The sequence below is a fragment of the Streptomyces sp. NPDC014882 genome (genome assembly GCF_043081325.1).
Lineage (GTDB): Bacteria > Actinomycetota > Actinomycetes > Streptomycetales > Streptomycetaceae > Streptomyces.
The window spans coordinates 163,061-180,903 of sequence record NZ_JBIBWL010000012.1; the positions used below are offsets into that span (position 1 = coordinate 163,061).

12 protein-coding genes are annotated in these 17,843 nt (G+C 75.2%); 6 read left to right on the forward strand and 6 right to left on the reverse strand.

Annotated features, from left to right (window positions below):
• Positions 1 to 3: 3 nt before the first annotated feature.
• Entirely contained in the window at positions 4 to 1,089 is a 1,086-nt protein-coding gene (locus ACF09K_RS25475; RefSeq protein WP_392247007.1) for a M12 family metallopeptidase, read from the reverse strand.
• A gap of 95 nt (positions 1,090 to 1,184) precedes the next feature.
• Here ACF09K_RS25475 and ACF09K_RS25480 point away from each other — a divergent pair, with 95 nt between their 5' ends.
• Positions 1,185 to 3,182, forward strand: a complete 1,998-nt coding sequence (locus ACF09K_RS25480) for a LuxR C-terminal-related transcriptional regulator (RefSeq protein WP_392247009.1) — start codon at positions 1,185 to 1,187, stop codon at positions 3,180 to 3,182.
• A gap of 315 nt (positions 3,183 to 3,497) precedes the next feature.
• Here the strand turns inward: ACF09K_RS25480 and ACF09K_RS25485 are convergent, their stop codons facing one another.
• The gene (locus ACF09K_RS25485; protein WP_392247010.1) at positions 3,498 to 6,101 is read right to left on the reverse strand and encodes a CHAT domain-containing protein; all 2,604 of its coding nucleotides are present in this window, start codon (positions 6,099 to 6,101) and stop codon (positions 3,498 to 3,500) included.
• 334 nt (positions 6,102 to 6,435) lie between these two features.
• Here ACF09K_RS25485 and ACF09K_RS25490 point away from each other — a divergent pair, with 334 nt between their 5' ends.
• Genes ACF09K_RS25490 through ACF09K_RS25500 form a run of 3 tightly spaced genes read left to right on the forward strand, consistent with a single transcriptional unit; the run spans position 6,436 to position 9,024 of the window.
• Positions 6,436 to 7,872 carry a S8/S53 family peptidase gene (locus ACF09K_RS25490; protein WP_392247012.1) on the forward strand — a complete coding sequence of 479 codons (1,437 nt, stop codon included), beginning with the start codon at positions 6,436 to 6,438 and terminating at the stop codon, positions 7,870 to 7,872.
• A 7-nt stretch (positions 7,873 to 7,879) separates the two neighbouring features.
• Positions 7,880 to 8,518 carry an RNA polymerase sigma factor gene (locus tag ACF09K_RS25495; RefSeq protein WP_392247014.1) on the forward strand — a complete coding sequence of 213 codons (639 nt, stop codon included), beginning with the start codon at positions 7,880 to 7,882 and terminating at the stop codon, positions 8,516 to 8,518.
• A 5-nt stretch (positions 8,519 to 8,523) separates the two neighbouring features.
• On the forward strand, positions 8,524 to 9,024 hold the full coding sequence (locus ACF09K_RS25500; RefSeq protein ID WP_392247158.1) for a hypothetical protein: 501 nt from the start codon (positions 8,524 to 8,526) through the stop codon (positions 9,022 to 9,024).
• 365 nt (positions 9,025 to 9,389) lie between these two features.
• Here the strand turns inward: ACF09K_RS25500 and ACF09K_RS25505 are convergent, their stop codons facing one another.
• The 4 genes from ACF09K_RS25505 to ACF09K_RS25520 all read right to left on the reverse strand — a co-directional run bounded on the left by ACF09K_RS25505 (position 9,390) and on the right by ACF09K_RS25520 (position 15,755).
• Positions 9,390 to 11,609: an NADP-dependent isocitrate dehydrogenase gene (locus tag ACF09K_RS25505; RefSeq protein ID WP_392247016.1), complete on the reverse strand. Its 2,220-nt coding sequence runs from the start codon at positions 11,607 to 11,609 to the stop codon at positions 9,390 to 9,392.
• A gap of 217 nt (positions 11,610 to 11,826) precedes the next feature.
• A complete protein-coding gene (locus ACF09K_RS25510; protein ID WP_392247018.1) occupies positions 11,827 to 12,918 on the reverse strand; it encodes a mechanosensitive ion channel family protein in 1,092 nt (363 codons plus the stop codon).
• 183 nt (positions 12,919 to 13,101) lie between these two features.
• A complete protein-coding gene (locus ACF09K_RS25515; protein ID WP_392247020.1) occupies positions 13,102 to 14,658 on the reverse strand; it encodes an amino acid permease in 1,557 nt (518 codons plus the stop codon).
• A gap of 101 nt (positions 14,659 to 14,759) precedes the next feature.
• Complete coding sequence (locus ACF09K_RS25520) at positions 14,760 to 15,755, reverse strand: hypothetical protein (protein ID WP_392247021.1); 996 nt, start codon at positions 15,753 to 15,755, stop codon at positions 14,760 to 14,762.
• A gap of 296 nt (positions 15,756 to 16,051) precedes the next feature.
• On the opposite strand from ACF09K_RS25520, the gene ACF09K_RS25525 reads away from it, so the two are divergent.
• Both ACF09K_RS25525 and ACF09K_RS25530 read left to right on the forward strand, forming a co-directional pair.
• Positions 16,052 to 17,575, forward strand: coding sequence for an FGGY family carbohydrate kinase (locus tag ACF09K_RS25525; protein ID WP_392247023.1), 1,524 nt, complete (start codon positions 16,052 to 16,054; stop codon positions 17,573 to 17,575).
• On the forward strand, positions 17,572 to 17,742 hold the full coding sequence (locus tag ACF09K_RS25530) for a hypothetical protein (protein ID WP_392247025.1): 171 nt from the start codon (positions 17,572 to 17,574) through the stop codon (positions 17,740 to 17,742). The genes ACF09K_RS25525 and ACF09K_RS25530 overlap by 4 nt, the downstream gene beginning before the upstream one ends.
• Positions 17,743 to 17,843 lie beyond the last annotated feature (101 nt).

Consider the following 17,843-nt stretch of genomic DNA (forward strand, 5'->3'; position numbering starts at 1 on the left):
CCGTCACCAGCACATGACGGCGGTCTCTCCCGCGCCCCAGCCGCAGTACAGCCGGACCCGGACGAAGTAGCGCCGGCCCTTGACGAGCCGGGCCCTGACGGTGGCGTTGCGCGGGGTCCCGCCGTCGTCCCGCCCGGCCAGGAAGCGGGGCTCGCCGTCCCGCTCCTCGAAGACCACCACGACCGCGTCGCCGTCCCCGAAGGTGCCGAGGGCGTACTCGCGGGTCTCCGGCGGCTCGACCGTGAAGTCGGCCTGTTCGCCGGCCGCCAGCGACAGCGGCACCGAACGGAACGGCACCAGCGCGGGCGGTGGCGGCGCGGCCCGCGGCGGATACCAGCGGAGCACGAACTCCTTGTCCATGGGCGACAGCGCCCCCGGCGGGTGGACGCCCCCGCGGAACTGCTCCGGCTCCAGGATCAGCCCCGCCGGGAACGGATACTCCATCACGGACTGCGGATCCCACACCGAGCCGTTGACCTCGGCCGGGTCCAGCTTGCGCAGGACGTTGAAGTGGGTGCGGTCCCGGCTCCAGTGGTTCGGGGGGCCCGCCAGGTCGGCGTACACGGCCTCGTCGTCCCAGTGGATGCCGGCGAACGGACTCTGGTGCTCGTGCTGCATGCCGAGCGCGTGCCCGATCTCGTGCAGGGCCGTGCGGCGCTCCCCGGGCGCGGTCAGGTCCCAGCCGAAGTTCATGGTGCGCTCGTTCAGGCCCGCCCGCAGCGCGTCCCGGCCCACCGCGGACCAGGAGCCGTCGCCCTGCTGGAACCCGATGCGCAGCTCCGCCTCCGAGCGGTCGTCGACCTCGGCGAACGACACCCCGATGCCCAGGTCCGCCCACTCGCGGAACGCGTCGCGCACCACGTCGCGCTGGGCCTCGTCCCCGACCCACGACACCCACCGGGTCTCCCCGGAACCCGGCACCGGGATGACCGACCCGTCGCCGCCGCCGTCGAGGAAGCAGTAGTGCAGCACGGTGCCGTTGACCCACATCCGGCGTCCGCCCAGCAGCGCGCCGAGCCGCTCGGCGGCCAGCCCCGGGGCGAAGGCGGGGGCCGGCTGCTGCACGAGCGAGCAGTAACGGGCGGTCATGGCCACCAGGGTGCCCCGGAGCACCGTCCGGCGCCTGAGTCGGGGCCTACTCAAGTCGCCCTGTATCAGGCGTGAGTAGGCGGACTCCTGTAGACGTGACGACCTCCGTACATGACACGAGGACCTCTCGGCCGCTCTCCGCGCCGCCGTGGCCGTTCACCGGCCGTGAGGAGGAACTGGAGCTGCTGCGCGGCGCGTTGGGTGCGGGACGGCCGGGCGTCGTGGTGACCGGGCCGCCCGGGGTCGGCCGCAGCCGGCTGGCCGCGGAGGCGGTGCGCGGGACGGACCGCGGGACGGATTGCGTACGGGGGGCCGGTTGCGTACGGGTGGCCGGTACGCCGGAGACCCGCGGCACGCCCTTCGCCGCCTTCGCCCCCCTCCTGCCCGAGGGCGTCACCCTGCACCGCGCGGTCCGCCTGCTGTCCGGTGTGCGGCTGCTGCTGGTCGACGACGCCCACCTGCTGGACGACGACTCCGCCGCCGTGGTCCACCAACTGGCCGTGCAGGGACGCACCCGGCTGCTGGTCCTCGCCGCGGACGGCGTGCCGGCGCCGGACGCCGTGGTCCGGCTCCGCTCGGGCGACCTCCTGCCACGGCTGGCCCTGGAGCCCCTGCCCCGCGCGGACGTCGCCCGGCTGCTGGCCGCGGTGGCCGGGACCGGTCCGGAGCCGCTCACCGTCAACCGGCTGCACCGGCTGGCCGCCGGTGACCTCGGTCTGCTGCGCGACCTCCTGGACGCGCTGCCGGACCGGGAGCCGCTCGGCCGGGAGCCGCTCGACCGGGGGCCGGACGGCCGGGAGTGGAGGTGGCGGGGGCCGGTCCCGGTGACGCCCGCCCTGCGCGAGCGCGCCGCCGCTGTGCTCGGCCGGTCCCGCCCCGAGGAGCGGGAGGTCCTCGACCGGCTCGCCTTCGCGGAGCCGCTGCCGGTGGCCGCGGCGGCGGAGGGACTCGACCTGGACGTCCTCGAACGGCTGGAGGCCGACGGGCTGGTGCGGGCCGACGACGACGCGACGGTCCGGCTCGCCCATCCGCTGCACGGCCCGCTGCTGCGGGCGGCGGCGGGGCGGTTGCGGGCCCGGCGGCTGGCGGCGGGCCGACCGCCGTGCGGGGCGGCACTGGAGGCGGAGGCGGCGGAGCTGCTGCGGCGGATCGACGCGGCGGACGTGCGGTCGGGGGCGGCGCCGGTGGGGGACTGGCTGGTGGGAGAGGGGGAATCGGTCCCGGCCTGGTACGCCGCCGTGCGGGCGCGGTTCGCCCGGCTGCGGGGGGAGCTGCGGGAGGCGGTGGCCTGGGCGCGCGAGGGGCTGGCGGGGGCGCCGCGGGACGCGGGGTGCCTGTCCGAACTGGACTGCGCGGCGCAGGGGTTGGGGGAGGAGTTCGCCCCCGCCGCCCCTTCCCGTCCCGACCCCGTGGACCACCGCCCCCGGACCCCCGCCGCCCCCGGCCCCGGCCCTGGCTCCGACCTCGGTCCCGGTCTCGCCTCCGCCCCCGGCCCCGGTCTCGGAAGGGCCTCGTCCCCGGACGCCCCCGGAGGGGGTGCTCCCGGGCGGGCCGGACACGGCCCACCGGACCGGACCCGCGGGCGGGGGGCGCCTACCGGTGCCGGTACGCCGCACCGGGTGGGCGCCGGCGACGCCGTACGGCGGGCCGCTCCCGCGGGCGGCGTCTTCGCGCGGCACGCCGAAGCCCTGGCCCGCGGGGACGGGCCCGGGCTCGACGGGGTCGCCGCCGAGCTGGCGGAGCGGGGGTTCCTGCTGTTCGCGGCCGAGGCGCACGCACAGGCCGCGCGACTGCACCGGGACCCGCGCGCGGCCCGCACCGCCCGCACCCGTGCCGTCGCCCTGGCCCGCCACTGCCAGGGCGCCCGTACCCCCGCCCTGGCGGGACTGGCGCTGGGCGAACTCACCGCCCGGCAGCGCCAGATCGTCACGCTCGCGGCGGCCGGCCTCAGCAACCGGCAGATCGCCGAGCGGCTGACCCTGTCCGTGCGCACCGTCGGCAATCACCTGTACGGCGCGTACACCCGCCTCGGCGCGAGCGACCGCGCGGCGCTGCCGTGGCTGGTGGACCTGCCGGACGCCCGGACGGCCTGACCCGCCGGGCGGCGGAGGCGGCCGTCCGGCGGGCCAGGGGCGTTCACATGGCTCGGGAGGACGGCGGGTGTCCGTGCCGTTGCCCGGTGCGGTCGCCGGGGTGGGCAGGCGGTGGGACCGCGGGGCGCTGCCGTGGTCGGTGGATCTGCCGGCCATCCGGCCATCCGAGCGGCGGCACGGCCTGACTCGCCGGGCATCGGCACGGCCCGACCCGCCGGGCGGCGGCACGGCCTCACCCGCCGGGCGGTGGTCCGTGGGGCGCGGCCGGTCACGTCCGTCGGGCCGCGAGGGGGTCCGTCGCCCGCCGGCCGGTGTTCACGCGGCTCCGAAGGCGGTGAACGCCCACCCCGTCGCCTGGTGCAGGGCGTCCCCGGGCAGGGCGGCGCGGGCGTCGCGCAGCGCCTCCGCCAGGGACAGGCCGGCGCTGACCCCCTTGTGCAGGGCCAGCATCAGCGCGACCACCGCCTCGTCGTTGACCGGTGCGCTGCTCGCCACCACCCCGGCCGTGCCGAGCGGCAGCAACGCCGTGACCAGGCCGAGGAGTTCGTCGGCGCCCACCGAGGCGAGACGGGCGGTGTCGCAGCTGGAGAGGATGATCCGGTACGGACTGCGGGCCAGGCGCTCGAAGTCGTGCACGATCAGCGGGCCGTCGGCCATGCGCAGGGACGAGAACATGGGACTGTCCGCCCGGAAGGTGCCGTGCGCGGCGATGTGCGCCAGCGCGGCCCCGTCCAGCTCCGCCAGCACCCGCGGCACCCGCGCGTCCGCGTGCTCCAGCACCGTCGGCCTGCCGTACCGGCCCGCCACCTCCGGCACCTCGGCGCCCCCGGACGCCAGGCCGGGGCCCCGCACCAGCACGTGCCGCCCGCCCGGCACGGGGTCGGTCTCCCGGGCCCGCAGCCAGCTGCTCGCCGACGGCGACACGCTGAGCACCCGCTCCCGCAGGGCGGGCAGCAGCGCCCACGGCACCTGGTGCAGCCGGGCCGGGGGGACGATCACGACCGGGCCGGTTCCCAGCCGCGCGGCGGCCTCGCCCAGCAGCAGGCTCTCCAGCCGCCGGCCGGCCGCCTCCACCACCGGCAGCCGCGCGTCCGCGCCGGGGTGCGCCAGCCGCCGCAGCCCGGCCTGCACGTGCTCGGCCTCCCGCTCGGCCTCGGCCACCGGCCCGCCCGCGAACCTGCGCACCCGCCCGCCCCCGCACAGCAGCACCTGCACCCGCCCGTCCAGTACGGCGAGTTCCACCAGCCGCACGTCGCCGAGCCGGTCCAGGAGCCGGCCCGCGTCGAACCGGTCGCCGTCCCCGGGGGATTCGCCCCGGATGTGCAGGGTGCGGGAGCGGATCTCCCGCTCCAGTCGGCGCTGCTCGCGCTCCAGCGTCGGCACCGGACGGCCGTCCCTTCGCGCGCCCTCCGCGCGGGCGGCGATCTCACGGTAGGCGGTCAGCCCGCTGACCAGCGCGGCGTCGGCCGGCGGCCGGGTGGGCGGCGCCGACAGGACGGTGGCCCGCCAGCGCTCGCTCCACGCCAGCAGCCGTCGCGGCCCGCCCCGTTCCAGGCTCACCTGCTGGGCGAGTGCGGCGAGTTCGGCTCCCTGGGCGGTGGCGCGGGCCCGCAGCTCGGAGGCGCCCAGCGTGGTGCGGTGGTCGTCGAGGACGTCGAGGCCGCGCCGGCAGGCCTCCAGGACGCCCCGCTCCGAACCGGTCGCCCGCGCCCACAGCGCCTGTGCCGCCCAGCCCGTCATCCGCGCCAGCGGCGGCCCGCTGCGCCGGCTGCGCGCGGCGACCGCCAGGTAGCGTTCGGCGTCGTCGGTCCAGTGCAGGTCCAGCGCGATCCGGCCCGCCAGCAGCCAGCCCTCCGGCGCGGCGGGCGCCCCGAAGGACGACAGCCGTTCCGCCACCCGCACCGCGTCGGCGACCAGCCGCCCCGAACCGCGCCCGGTCGCCACCCGCGCCTCGATCAGCACGAGCCGGGCGTGCGCCTCCCACCAGGTGCGGCGCTGTCCGGCGAACAGCCGCACGGCCAGCGCCGCCCGCGCGGTCGCCGTGCCCGGATCGCCCGCCAGCCGGGCCGCCTTCGCCGCGGCCAGCAGCAGTTCCGCCTTGCGGGTGGACTGCCCGCCGATCCCGTCGAGGGCCGTGATCGCCGCGTCCGCCTCGGTCAGCGCCTCGGGCGCCAGCCCGGCCGCCATCAGCACCTCGCAGCGCCGGATGTCCAGCATGAAGGTGGGCGTGCCCAGCTTGGCGTACCGCTCCTCGGCCTCGTCCAGCAGCCGCAGCGCCGCCGGGACGTCCCCCGAACGGAACGCGGCCAGGCCCCTGCTCTCCACCGCGTCGGCCTTGTCGTGCTCCTGGCCGGTGGTGTCCCACAGGGCCTCGGCGGCCGTGAAGTCGGCGTCGGCCCGGTCCACCGCGCCGAGCGCCAGGTGCACGGTGGCGCGCAGGGTGAGGGCGCGCGCCGTCCAGATGACGTCGTCCGCCTGCCGCAGCACGGTGATCGCCCGGCGCAGGTCGTCCAGCGCCTCGCGGTGATGGCCCAGCACCCACCAGGAGTACGCCCGCCGGTACCGCACCCGCGCGCGGGTGTGCCCCGTACCGCGCTCGATGCCCCGCTCGAACGCCGCCAGGCCCTGCCGGGTGCGGCCCGCGTGGACCAGAGCCACGCCGAGGGTGGCCAGGACGTCCGCCTCCCGTTCCGCGGAGTCGGCGCGCGCCGCCAGCGCGCGGGCGCGCCGCAGGTGGTCCAGGGCGAGACGCAGGTCTCCCCAGTCCCGCTGCCAGATGCCGATCACCTGGTGGGCGACCGAGGCGTGCAGGGGCGGGGGATCGGTGTGGAGCACTGCCTCCGCCCGTGCCAGGGCGTCGTTGGGGGCGGCGAACACCAGGGGCAGCAGTTCGAGCACCGTGTCGTTTCCCGCTGTCACCCCACGGATGGTAGTGCTCCGCCCGCACGCCCCACAGGGCCGAGGTCGTTTCGGGCCGCACCGAGGGCACGACGGCCGGCACGACCGGGGGACGGCCGCCGGTACGGGCGAGGGACGGCCGCCGGTACGGGCGAGGGCACGACCGAGGGCACGGGCGATGCACGGGCGACGCACGGGCGACGAGGCGACCGATGACACGTCACGCCGACGCGGCGCGTACGCCGGGGCGTGCGGGCGCAACCGCACGCCTTTCCCCTGTCGTCGCACCACCTGTATCAGACAGGGGTCCCGCGGGTCTGCATAGACGACCACCGGGTTCAGGGGAGGACGGGTCATGGCACCACGGAGATTCCACGAGCAGTTCGGTCAGATCCAGCGCGCGCTGCCGGGCGTGCCGTTGGCGATGGGCCCGGACGACTCCGCCGAGTTCATCTACGAGAAGGGCGTCGTCCTCGCGCGCGACGGCGAGGAGGCCCGGGTCGTCGAGGACGCCGTCCGCACCCACTTCACCGCGGCCCCCGACCTCACCCCCGACCACGTGCGCCGGGCCGGACCGCAGGCCAACCGCTCCGGCATCACCCGCATCCAGGTCGCCGACCCCGGCGAGGGCGTGCCCGGCGCGGACCGCGCCGTCGCGGGCGCCCTGCGCGCCCTGCGGGGCACCGAGGACCGCGCGGGCCGCCGGCTGGTCAGCCGCAACCACGTGGTGTCCATCGCGGTCAACGCCTGCCCCGGCGACGAGCCGGTGCCCGCCGCCTACGGCGCGACGCCCAACCCGGCCCCGGCGCGGGCCGCCCACGACCCGGCCGGCGCCGTCGGCGTGCTCGTCGTCGACACCGGCCTGATGCACGACCACCGCTCCTACCCCCTCCTCGCCCGCACCGACGGCGACGCCCAGATCCGGGAGACCGACGACGACGGCGTGCTCCAGCAGTACGTGGGCCACGGCACGTTCATCGCCGGGCTCGTCGCGGCCGTCGCCCCCGGCACGGACATCACCGTGCGCAACACCCTCAACGACGCCGGCGCGATCCTCGAGTACGACTTCGGCGACAAGCTGTTCGAGGCCGTCGAGCAGGGCGGCTGGCCCGACATCCTCAGCCTCTCCGCCGGCACCTCCAACGGCCGCGTCGACGGCCTGCTCGGCGTCGCCGCCTTCATGGACGAACTGCGCTCGCAGCACACCCTGCTGGTGGCCGCCGCGGGCAACAACGCCAGCGCCACGCCCTTCTGGCCCGCCGCCTACGCCGCCCTGCCCGCGTACGCGGACGCGGTGCTGTCGGTCGGCGCGCTGCGCGGCGACGGCGAGTTCGGCGCCTGCTTCAGCAACCACGGCCCCTGGGTACGGGTCTACGCCCCCGGCGAGCGCCTCACCAGTGCCCTCACGGGCTTCGCCCGCCCCGTCCCGTACGTGTACCAGCACTCCACCTACGACGAGTGCCGCTACGGCTTCACCTACGCCTGCACCTGCCAGTTCCCGCGCCACACCGGGGTGTTGAGCGAGGAGCGGGCGGCCGGCGCGGGCAAGCCCGACCAGGTCATGTTCGAAGGACTGGCCTCCTGGAGCGGAACCTCCTTCGCGACGCCCGTCGTCGCCGGACTCGTCGCCGCGCACATGACGGCCAACGGCCTGACCGACCCGCGCGCCGCCGCCCGCGAACTCCTCGCCGCCCACGCCGAATCGGCCGAGGTGCGCGGAGCCCACGTGCCGGCGCTGCTGCCGGCCACCTGGACGCCGGTGCCCGTCGGGTCGCCGGCCGTGCCGGCGTGAGGGCGTCATGAGGTCCGGGTGCGGCCCCGTCACGGCGTACGATGACGTGCCGTACACAAGGGGTGGGACCGTGGACCGTAGTGAAGTCGGCGTGCTCGTCCGGTCCGCCGTCGACGGGGACACGGCGGCCTGGAAGGCGATCGTGGAAGGGCTGAGCCCGCTGGTGTGGTCCGTCGTGCGCGCGCACCGGCTCTCCGACGCCGACGGGCACGAGGTGTACCAGACCGTGTGGTTCCGGTTCGCCCAGAACCTCGGGCGGATCCGCGAACCCGACAAGGCGGGTTCCTGGCTGGCGAGCACCGCGCGCAACGAGTGCCTGAAAGTGATCAAGAGCCTGCGCCGGCTCACCCCGACGGACGATCCCCAGCTGCTCGACCGGGTCAGCGAGGACCGTACGCCGGAACAGTCGGTGCTGGACTCGGAGGAGGCGGCCGCGCAGAGCGAGCGCGTCCGCCACCTCTGGCAGGAGTTCGAGGCGCTCGGTGAGCGCTGCCGGCAGTTGCTGCGGGTGCTGATCTCCTCGCCGCCGCCCAGCTACCAGGAGGTCTCGGCGGCCCTGGGCATCGCCGTGGGCAGCATCGGACCGATGCGCCAGCGATGCCTGCGCCGCCTGCGGGCCCGACTCGACGCACGGGGAGCCCTGTGAACCACATGGACGACGACCTGGACGACGGCGCCTTCGACGACGGCGCCCCCGACGGCATCGGAGACGACGCGGAGTCCGGCCGCACGCGCCTGGAGGCGGAACTGCGCGAGGCCGCCGCGATCCTCGATCCGGTACCGGCCGAACTGCGCCGGCTCGCCGTCGAGGCCTACGCGCTGCACGACCTCGACGCGAAGATCGCCGAGCTGACCTTCGACTCGCTGGTCGACGCCATCCCCGTCAGGGGAGCGGTGGACGTCCCGCGGATGCTCACCTTCCACGCCGGCGGGCTCACCGTCGACGTCGAGGTGACCTCCCACGGCATCATGGGCCAGCTGCTGCCCCCGCAGTCCGCCTCCGTCGAGGTCCTCGACGGCCCCCGCGCCGGAGCGGCCCTGACCGCCGACGACATGGGCCGCTTCACGAGCGGGGCCCGGCCCACCGGCCCGTTCGCGCTGCGCCTGCGCGCGGGCGGCGAGGTGGTGGTCACCGAGTGGACGCGCGCCTGACGCCGTCCACCACGTGACCGCGGCCGCCCGGCGGGACCCCGGCTCACCGGACCCCGGCCGGCCGGGGCCGCGCCCCCGGGGTGTGCCCGTCCGGGCGGGTGTCCCGGTCCCGTCGTGCGGGGTGAGCGCGCCCGGACGTGTCTCCGCCGGGGCTCCGGTCTGCCGGGCCCGGGTTCATCGGGTTCACCGGGCTTCGGACCGTGGGGGCCGTGGCCCGGGGGTGCGTCCGTCCGGGCGGTGTCCCGGTCCCGTCGTGCCGGGCGGGTGCCCCGGTCCCGTCGTGCCGGGTGGGCGTGCCCGGACACGCCTCCGCCCCGGCCGGACGGTGCACCGGTCGGGGCGGAGGCCCAGCGGGCGGGCGAGTGTCAGCTCAGGGAGGCGAGCAGCTCGTTCCAGGTGGCCGACGGGCGCATGACCGCCGCCGCCTTCGCCGGGTCGGGCTGGTAGTAGCCGCCGATGTCGGCCGGCTCGCCCTGGACGGCGTTCAGCTCCTCGACGATCTTCTGCTCGTTCGCCGCGAGGGTCTCGGCGAGCGGGGCGAAGGCCTTCGCGAGGTCGGCGTCGTCGCCCTGCCGCGCCAGCTCCTGCGCCCAGTACAGGGACAGGTAGAAGTGGCTGCCGCGGTTGTCGATGCCGCCGACGCGACGGGTCGGGGACTTGTCCTCGTCGAGGAAGGTCGCCGTGGCGCGGTCGAGGGCGTCGGCGAGGACCTTCGCGCGGGAGTTGCCGGTGAAGTCGGCGTACTGCTCCAGCGACGGGACCAGCGCGAAGAACTCACCGAGGGAGTCCCAGCGCAGGTAGTTCTCCTTGACCAGCTGCTGGACGTGCTTCGGCGCGCTGCCGCCGGCGCCCGTCTCGAACAGGCCGCCGCCCGCCATCAGCGGGACCACCGACAGCATCTTGGCGCTGGTGCCCAGCTCCAGGATCGGGAACAGGTCGGTGAGGTAGTCGCGCAGGACGTTGCCCGTGACCGAGATCGTGTCCTCGCCGCGCCGGAGGCGCTCCACCGACAGCTTGGTGGCCTCGACCGGGGCGAGGATCCGGATGTCCAGGCCCTCGGTGTCGTGCTCCGCCAGGTACGCCTCGACCTTGGCGATGAGCTGCGCGTCGTGGGCGCGGGTCTCGTCCAGCCAGAACACGGCCGGGGCGCCGGTGGCGCGGGCACGGGTGACGGCCAGCTTGACCCAGTCGCGGATCGGGGCGTCCTTGGTCTGGCAGGCACGGAAGATGTCGCCCTCGGCGACCGGCTGCTCCAGGACGACGTTGCCGCCCTGGTCGACCAGGCGGACCGTGCCGGCGGTCCTGACCTCGAAGGTCTTGTCGTGGGAGCCGTACTCCTCGGCCTTCTGCGCCATGAGGCCGACGTTGGGGACCGAGCCCATGGTCGACGGGTCGAAGGCGCCGTGGGCGCGGCAGTCCTCGATGACGGCCTGGTAGACGCCCGAGTAGGAGGAGTCCGGCAGCACCGCGAGGGTGTCGGCCTCCTGGCCGTCCGGGCCCCACATGTGGCCGGAGGTGCGGATCATGGCCGGCATCGAGGCGTCGACGATGACGTCGGACGGCACGTGCAGGTTGGTGATGCCCTTGTCGGAGTCGACCATCGCCAGGGCCGGGCCCTCGGCCAGCTCGGCCTCGAAGGAGGCCTTGACCTCGTCGCCCTCGGGCAGGTCCGCCAGGCCCTTGAGGATGCCGCCGAGACCGTCGTTCGGGGTCAGGCCGGCGGCGGCCAGCGTCGCGCCGTACCGCTCGAAGGTCTTCGGGAAGAAGGCGCGCACCACGTGACCGAAGATGATCGGGTCGGAGACCTTCATCATCGTGGCCTTCAGGTGCACCGAGAACAGCACGTCGTCGGCCTTGGCGCGGGCGATCTGCGCGGTGAGGAACTCGCGCAGCGCGGCCACGTGCAGGACGGAGGCGTCGACGACCTCGCCCTCCAGGACGGGGACGGACTCGCGCAGGACGGTGGTGGTGCCGTCCTCGCCGACCAGCTCGATGCGCAGTGCGCCGGCCTCGGAGATCACGGCGGACTTCTCGGTGGAGCGGAAGTCGTTCTCGCCCATGGTCGCCACGGCGGTCTTCGACTCCGACGACCAGGCGCCCATGCGGTGCGGGTGGCTCTTGGCGTAGTTCTTGACCGACGCGGGGGCGCGGCGGTCGGAGTTGCCCTCGCGCAGGACCGGGTTCACGGCCGAGCCCTTGACCTTGTCGTAGCGGGCCTGGATGTCCCGCTCCTCGTCGGTCTTGGGGTCGTCCGGGTAGGCCGGCAGCGCGTAGCCCTGCGCCTGGAGCTCGGCGATCGCGGCCTTGAGCTGCGGGATCGACGCCGAGATGTTCGGCAGCTTGATGATGTTCGCCTCGGGCGTCTTCGCCAGCTCGCCCAGCTCGTGCAGGGCGTCCGGGATGCGCTGGTCCTCGGTGAGGTACTCCGGGAACACGGCGATGATGCGGCCGGCCAGCGAGATGTCCCGCGTCTCCACGGAGACACCGGCCTGCGAGGCGTACGCCTGGACCACCGGCAGGAAGGAATACGTCGCCAGGGCCGGGGCCTCGTCAGTGTGCGTATAGATGATGGTCGAGTCAGTCACCGGTGCTCCGCTCCACGTCTGCAACATTGCTCGACATCAAGATATCTCGTGACCGACCCGGACTCGACAGGACCCCACGGCGGCCGGTCCTTTCCGGACCGGCCGCCGTACCCCGAGCCGTGCGCCCCCCCGAGCCGTCCGGCTCCCGGGGCCGAAGCCGTACCAGGGCGTCCAGGGCGTCCGGGGCCGCTCAGGAGGCCCCGGATGCCCGGACGGATCAGTCGTGCAGGGCCGAGGGCGGCACCAGGTCGTCGCCCGTGCGCTGCTGCGGGATGACCACCGCGCCCTGCTGGAGTGCCACGGTACGGGCGGGCGCCGGGATGCGGATGCCCTCGGCGCGGTAGCGGCGGTGCAGGCGCTTGATGAACTCGTGCTTGATCCGGAACTGGTCGCTGAACTCGCCGACGCCGAGGATCACCGTGAAACCGATCCGCGAGTCGCCGAAGGTGTGGAAGCGCACCAGCGGCTCGTGGTCGGGCACGGCGCCGGTGATCTCGGTCATCACCTCGGTGACGACCTCGCAGGTGACCCGCTCGACGTGCTCCAGGTCGCTGTCGTAGGCGACGCCCACCTGCACCAGGATGGTCAGCTGCTGCTCGGGGCGCATGAAGTTGGTCATGTTCGACTTGGCGAGCTGCCCGTTGGGGATGACCACCAGGTTGTTGGAGAGGGCGCGCACGGTCGTCTGCCGCCAGTTGATGTCCTCGACGTAGCCCTCCTCGCCGCTGCTGAGCCGGATGTAGTCGCCGCGCTGCACGGTCTTGGAGGCGAGGATGTGGATGCCGGCGAAGAGGTTCGCGAGGGTGTCCTGGAGGGCCAGCGCGACGGCCAGACCGCCGACGCCGAGGGCGGTCAGCATCGGCGCTATCGAGATGCCGAGGCTCTGGAGCGCGACCAGGAAGCCGAGCGCCAGGACCAGCACCCGCGTGATGTTCACGAAGATGGTGGCGGATCCGGCCACACCGGAGCGGGCGTGGGTGACGCTCTGCACCAGCCCGGCGATCACCCGGGCCGCCGACACCGTCACCGCGAAGATCAGCAGGACGGTCAGGCACTGGTTGACGGTGTGCTGGACGGGCCTGGTCAGCGGCAGCACGGCCGCCGCGGCGGCCCCGCCGCCCACGAGCGCCGCCCACGGCACGACCGTGCGCAGCGCGTCCACGACGACGTCGTCGCCGCTCCACTTGGTGCGCTTGGCGTGCTTGGCCAGCCAGCGCAGCAGTGTCCGCGACGCGAACGCCACCAACAGGCCCGCGGCGAGGGCGATTCCGGCCAGGACGGCGTCGTCGAGGGTCAGCGTGCGGTTCACCGGTCGCCTCCGGAGGGAAGGTCCGCGGCGAAGGGGGGCGCCGACGGCCGGATGTGATGTGTCGTCACGTGGGTCACCTGCTCGGTTCCGGGAAGTGCGAAGTGCGGTCGCGCCCGTCCCGTGCACGGACGCGACCGCTCATCCTGCCGTATCCACGACGGCCGTTCGTACCCGGTGACCGGTTCAGACGATGCCTTCGGCCAGCTCCGCCTGCTCCTTGTCCGAGCCGTACGCCGCCGTCGTGGGCGTGCCGTAGGAACGGCGGGCCACGAACCACCACACCGTGGCGAGGGCCAGCACGACGACGAGCGCGAGGGAGGCGTAGTTCATGGTGTCCGCCGTCACCGGTGAGGACTGCGGCAGGCAGAACAGCACCGTCACGCAGGCCACCCACACCACGGCGGTCCAGCCGACCGGCCTGCTCCAGCGGCCCAGGTTCCAGGGACCCGGCCGGAAACGGTCCCCGGCGCGCAGCCGCAGCAGGACGGGGATGGCGTACGCCGGCGTGATGCCGATGACGTTGATCGCGGTGACCGCGCCGTAGGCGGTCGCGGAGTACAGCGACGGCAGGGCCAGGACGCAGGCGACGGCGACCGACAGCCACACCGCGGCGACCGGGGTCTGGGTGCGGGCGCTGACCTTGCGCCACAGGTGCGAGCCCGGCAGGGCGCCGTCCCGGCTGAACGCGAACACCATCCGGCTGGCCGCGGCGACCTCGGCGTTGCCGCAGAACAACTGGGCGACGATCACGACGAGCAGCAGCGCGCTCGCCCCGTCCGTGCCGAGCCCGTCCAGGAGGATCTGCGCGGGCGGCACGCCGGTCGCGGTGGCGCGCGTGGCGTCGTAGTCCTGGATGGCGAAGGTGAGGCCCGCCAGGAGCGCGAAGCCCGCCACCCAGGACACCCAGATCGAGCGGACGATGCCGCGCGCCGCGGACACCGACGCGTTGGCGGTCTCCTCCGACAGGTGCGCCGAGGCGTCGTAGCCGGAGAACGTGTACTGGGCGAGCAGCAGGCCGATCGCCGCCACGTACACCGGGTTCTCCCAGCCGGTGTCGTTGACGAACTCGCCGAAGACGAAGGACGGGGAGCGGTGGTGGTCGGGGACGACGGCCAGCGCCCCGACGATGAGCGCCACCCCGGCCAGGTGCCACCACACGGAGACCGAGTTCAGGACGCTGACCAGGCGCACCCCGAACAGGTTCAGCACGGCGTGCAGCAGCAGGATCGCCATGAAGATCAGCATCGTCCTCTCCGGCGTCGGCTCGAAGCCCCACTGGAGGTTGGCGAACGCCCCCGCGAACAGGGCGGCGCCGTAGTCGATGCCGGCGATCGCGCCGAGCAGCCCGAGCAGGTTCAGCCAGCCGGTGTACCAGCCCCAGCGGCGCCCGCCGAGCCGGTCCGCCATGTAGTACAGGGCGCCGGACGTCGGGTACGCGCTGGTGACCTCGGCCAGCGCGAGCCCCACGCAGAGCACGAACAGCCCCACCCCGGCCCAGCCCCACAGCATCACGGCGGGACCGCCCGCCCCCATGCCGAAGCCGTACAGGGTCATGCAGCCGGACAGGATCGAGATGACGGAGAAGCTGATCGCGAAGTTGCCGAAGCCGCCCATGCGGCGGGCCAGCACGGGCCGGTAGCCCAGTTCACGCAGCCGTTGCTCCTCGTCGGGCCGCGGGACGGGGGTGGGAGCCGTGACGGGGGCCGTGACGGGGGCCGGTGGTTCGGGAGTGCCGGACATGCCGAATCCTTCTGGGAGTGGTCGGGTGAACGGATGGTGACGAAGCGTCAAATAAAATGTCGAACGAGACGCCGGACGGAATGCCGGACGGACGCGGGCCGTCAGTCGGGCACGGACCGCGCGGCCCGGTGGCAGCGGTCGCGGGCCTGGAGGAACACCTGCGCGGCCTGGCCGTGATCGCCGGGCAGCGCGGTGCGGTAGGCCCAGGGCAGGGGCGTGCGGTAGGGGCCGATCGCGTCGAACACCCCGGCCGCGTCGGCGAACCGGTGCGCTCCCCACAGCGCGTGGGCGAGGTGGTTCAGGTCGAGCGGGGAGCGTTCGGCGGCGGCGCTGCGCCCGAACCACGAGGTGTGCGCGCGCAGCGCCTCACGGGCGGCGTCGTCGGTCACCCAGTGCAGGTCGAGGGCGGCCTCCCGCCCGCCGCCGCGCCGGTAGCGCTCGACCCGGACGTACAGCGGCAGGACGTGCAGCGCCGAGCCCGGCGGGGCGCCCCCGGCCGCCAGGTGGGCGAAACCGGTTGCCTCCGCCAGCCGTTCGGACGCCGCCCGCGCGTAGAGGAACTGGAGCATGCGGTGGTGGGCCTCGCGGTTGTACGGGTCGCGCCGGACGGCCTCCGCCAGCAGCCCCCACGGGCCGGGCGGCAGGGCCGGGTCCGGCGGCGGCGCCCGGTGCTCCTCCCACGACTGCTCACGGTCCAGCTGGGCCAGGGCCAGCAGGCACACCCACGGCACCGGGTCGGCCGGCGCGGCGCGGGCGGCGCTCTGGCTCACGTCCCAGGCCTCGATCCACAGCTCGTGCGTACGGCGGTGCCGCTCGCGGTGCGCGCGCAGGGCCCGCTCGACGGCGACCCGGGCCGCCATCACGGCGGCCGGCACACTGTCCGGCTCCTCGGCGAGCCAGGCCCGGACCACATCGGTCCCGGCCGCCCCCGCGGCGAGCACCTGGGTGCGCTGTGTCCACTGCCACCACCGCGTCGTGCGCTCCAGCAGGGTCCGCATCGACAGCCAGCGGCCGGTACGCACCTCCTGGAGGGCGGCCCGCAGTTCGTCGTCGTGCCCCGCGGGATCGTAGGCGGGGCGTGCTCCGTCTCTGGCCATCAGCCGCTCGCTCCCGGACGGGGAACGGGCCGGACGGCAGGGTGGAGTAACAACAGCCCTCCTCGGGGCGGCAGATGAGGAGATCGCCTGGGTCGGCGGTCACTATAGGGCCCGCCCCGCACCCCTCACACCCGTTTCCGGATCGATCCGACCAGGCTTGTCGATACTGCAACTGACGCGTGGCGAAAGGGCGTTGAGATGGCCGGATCGGTGCAGGTCGGGACGGCCGACGCGACTTGACGGGGCCGTCCGCCGGACGGCAGGCTGAGGCCGCCGATCACCGAGAAGGGGGCGTGATGACGGGTCCGGTACTCGCCGTCGACCAGGGCACGTCCGGCACCAAGGCCCTGGTCCTCTGCCCCGAACGCGGCGTCCTGGGAACCGGGTTCGCGGCCGTACGGCCCCGCCACCTGCCCGGCGGCCGCGTCGAGGCGGACCCGGCCGAGCTGTACGCGTCGGTGCTGGACGCCGGCCGGCGCGCGCTGGCCGAGGCCGGTGAGCCCGTCACGGCGCTCGGCCTCGCCAACCAGGGCGAGACCGTCCTCGCCTGGGACCCGGCGACGGGCCGACCGCTCACCGACGCCCTCGTCTGGCAGGACCGCCGCGCGGGCGCCCTGTGCGACGGACTCGCCCCGCACGCGGAGGAGTTACGGGAGCTGACCGGCCTGCCCGTCGACCCGTACTTCGCCGCCCCCAAGATGGCCTGGATCCGCCGTCACCTGACCGCCCGGGGAGTCGTCACCACCAGCGACGCCTGGCTCACGCACCGCCTCACCGGCGCCTTCGTCACCGACGCGGCGACCGCCGGCCGCACCCAGCTCCTCGACCTCGACCGGGGCACCTGGTCCCCCCGCGCCCTCGGCCTCTTCGGGCTGGACGGGGAACGGCTCCCGGAGGTCGTCGACAACGCCCGACCCGTCGGCACGACGAACGTGTTCGGGTACGACATCCCGCTCACCGGCCTCGCCGTCGACCAGCAGGCCGCCCTCCTCGCCCAGCGCGTCACCGCGCCCGGCACCGCCAAGTGCACCTACGGCACCGGGGCGTTCCTCCTCGCCCCGACCGGCGGCACGCCCCGGCGCGGCACCTCGGGCCTGGTCAGCTGCGTCGCCTGGCGGCTCGCCGGACGCACCGACTACTGCCTCGACGGCCAGGTGTACACCGCCGCCTCCGCCGTGCGCTGGCTCACCGACCTCGGCGTCATCGCGGGCGCCGCCGACCTCGACCCCGTCGGCGCCACCGTGCCCGACGGCGGCGGCGTCACCTTCGTCCCGGCGCTCGCCGGACTCGCCGCCCCCTGGTGGCGCGGCGACCTGCGCGGCTCCCTGACCGGACTCGGCCTGGACACCACCCCCGGCCACCTGGTGCGCGCCCTGTGCGAGGGCCTGACCGCCCAGGTCGTCGAGCTGGCCGAGGCCGCCGCGGCCGACCTCGGCACCCCCCTGTCCCTGCTGCGCGTGGACGGCGGCCTGACCCGCTCCGCCCTGCTCATGCAGACCCAGGCCGACCTGCTGCAACGCCCGGTCGAGGTGTCCGCCCTGCCCGACGCGACCGCCCTCGGCGTGGGCGCCCTGGCCCGCCTCGGCGCCGCCGACGGCACGACCCTCGCCGAGGCGCTCCCCGAGCACGGGCCGTCACGCGTGTACGAGCCCCGCGTCACGGCCGACGAGGCGGCGGACCGACTGGGCCGCTTCCGCGCCGCGGTGACGGCCCTGCTGGACGGTGCCCCCGGCGCGGTGGCGACCGCCGAGGGGCGGCCGGGGGACGCCCCTGGCGTGACGGTGGCCGCGGGTGGTCCGCCGGGAGGTGTTCCCGCATGACGGTGATCGCGCAGGCTCCGCGGGGCGGCGTCTTCGGGGCGGCGGTGGCCGGGGACAGTTCGTGGGGCGTCGTCCCCGGCGCGGTGGTGACCGCCGAGGGGCGGCCGGGGGACGCCCCTGACGTGACGGCGTCCGCGGGTGGTCCGCCGGGAGGTGCTCCCGCATGACGGTGATCGCGCAGGCTCCGCGGGGCGGCGTCTTCGGGGCGGCGGTGGCCGGGGACAGTTCGTGGGGCGTCGTCCCCGGTGCGGTGGTGACCGCGGAGGGG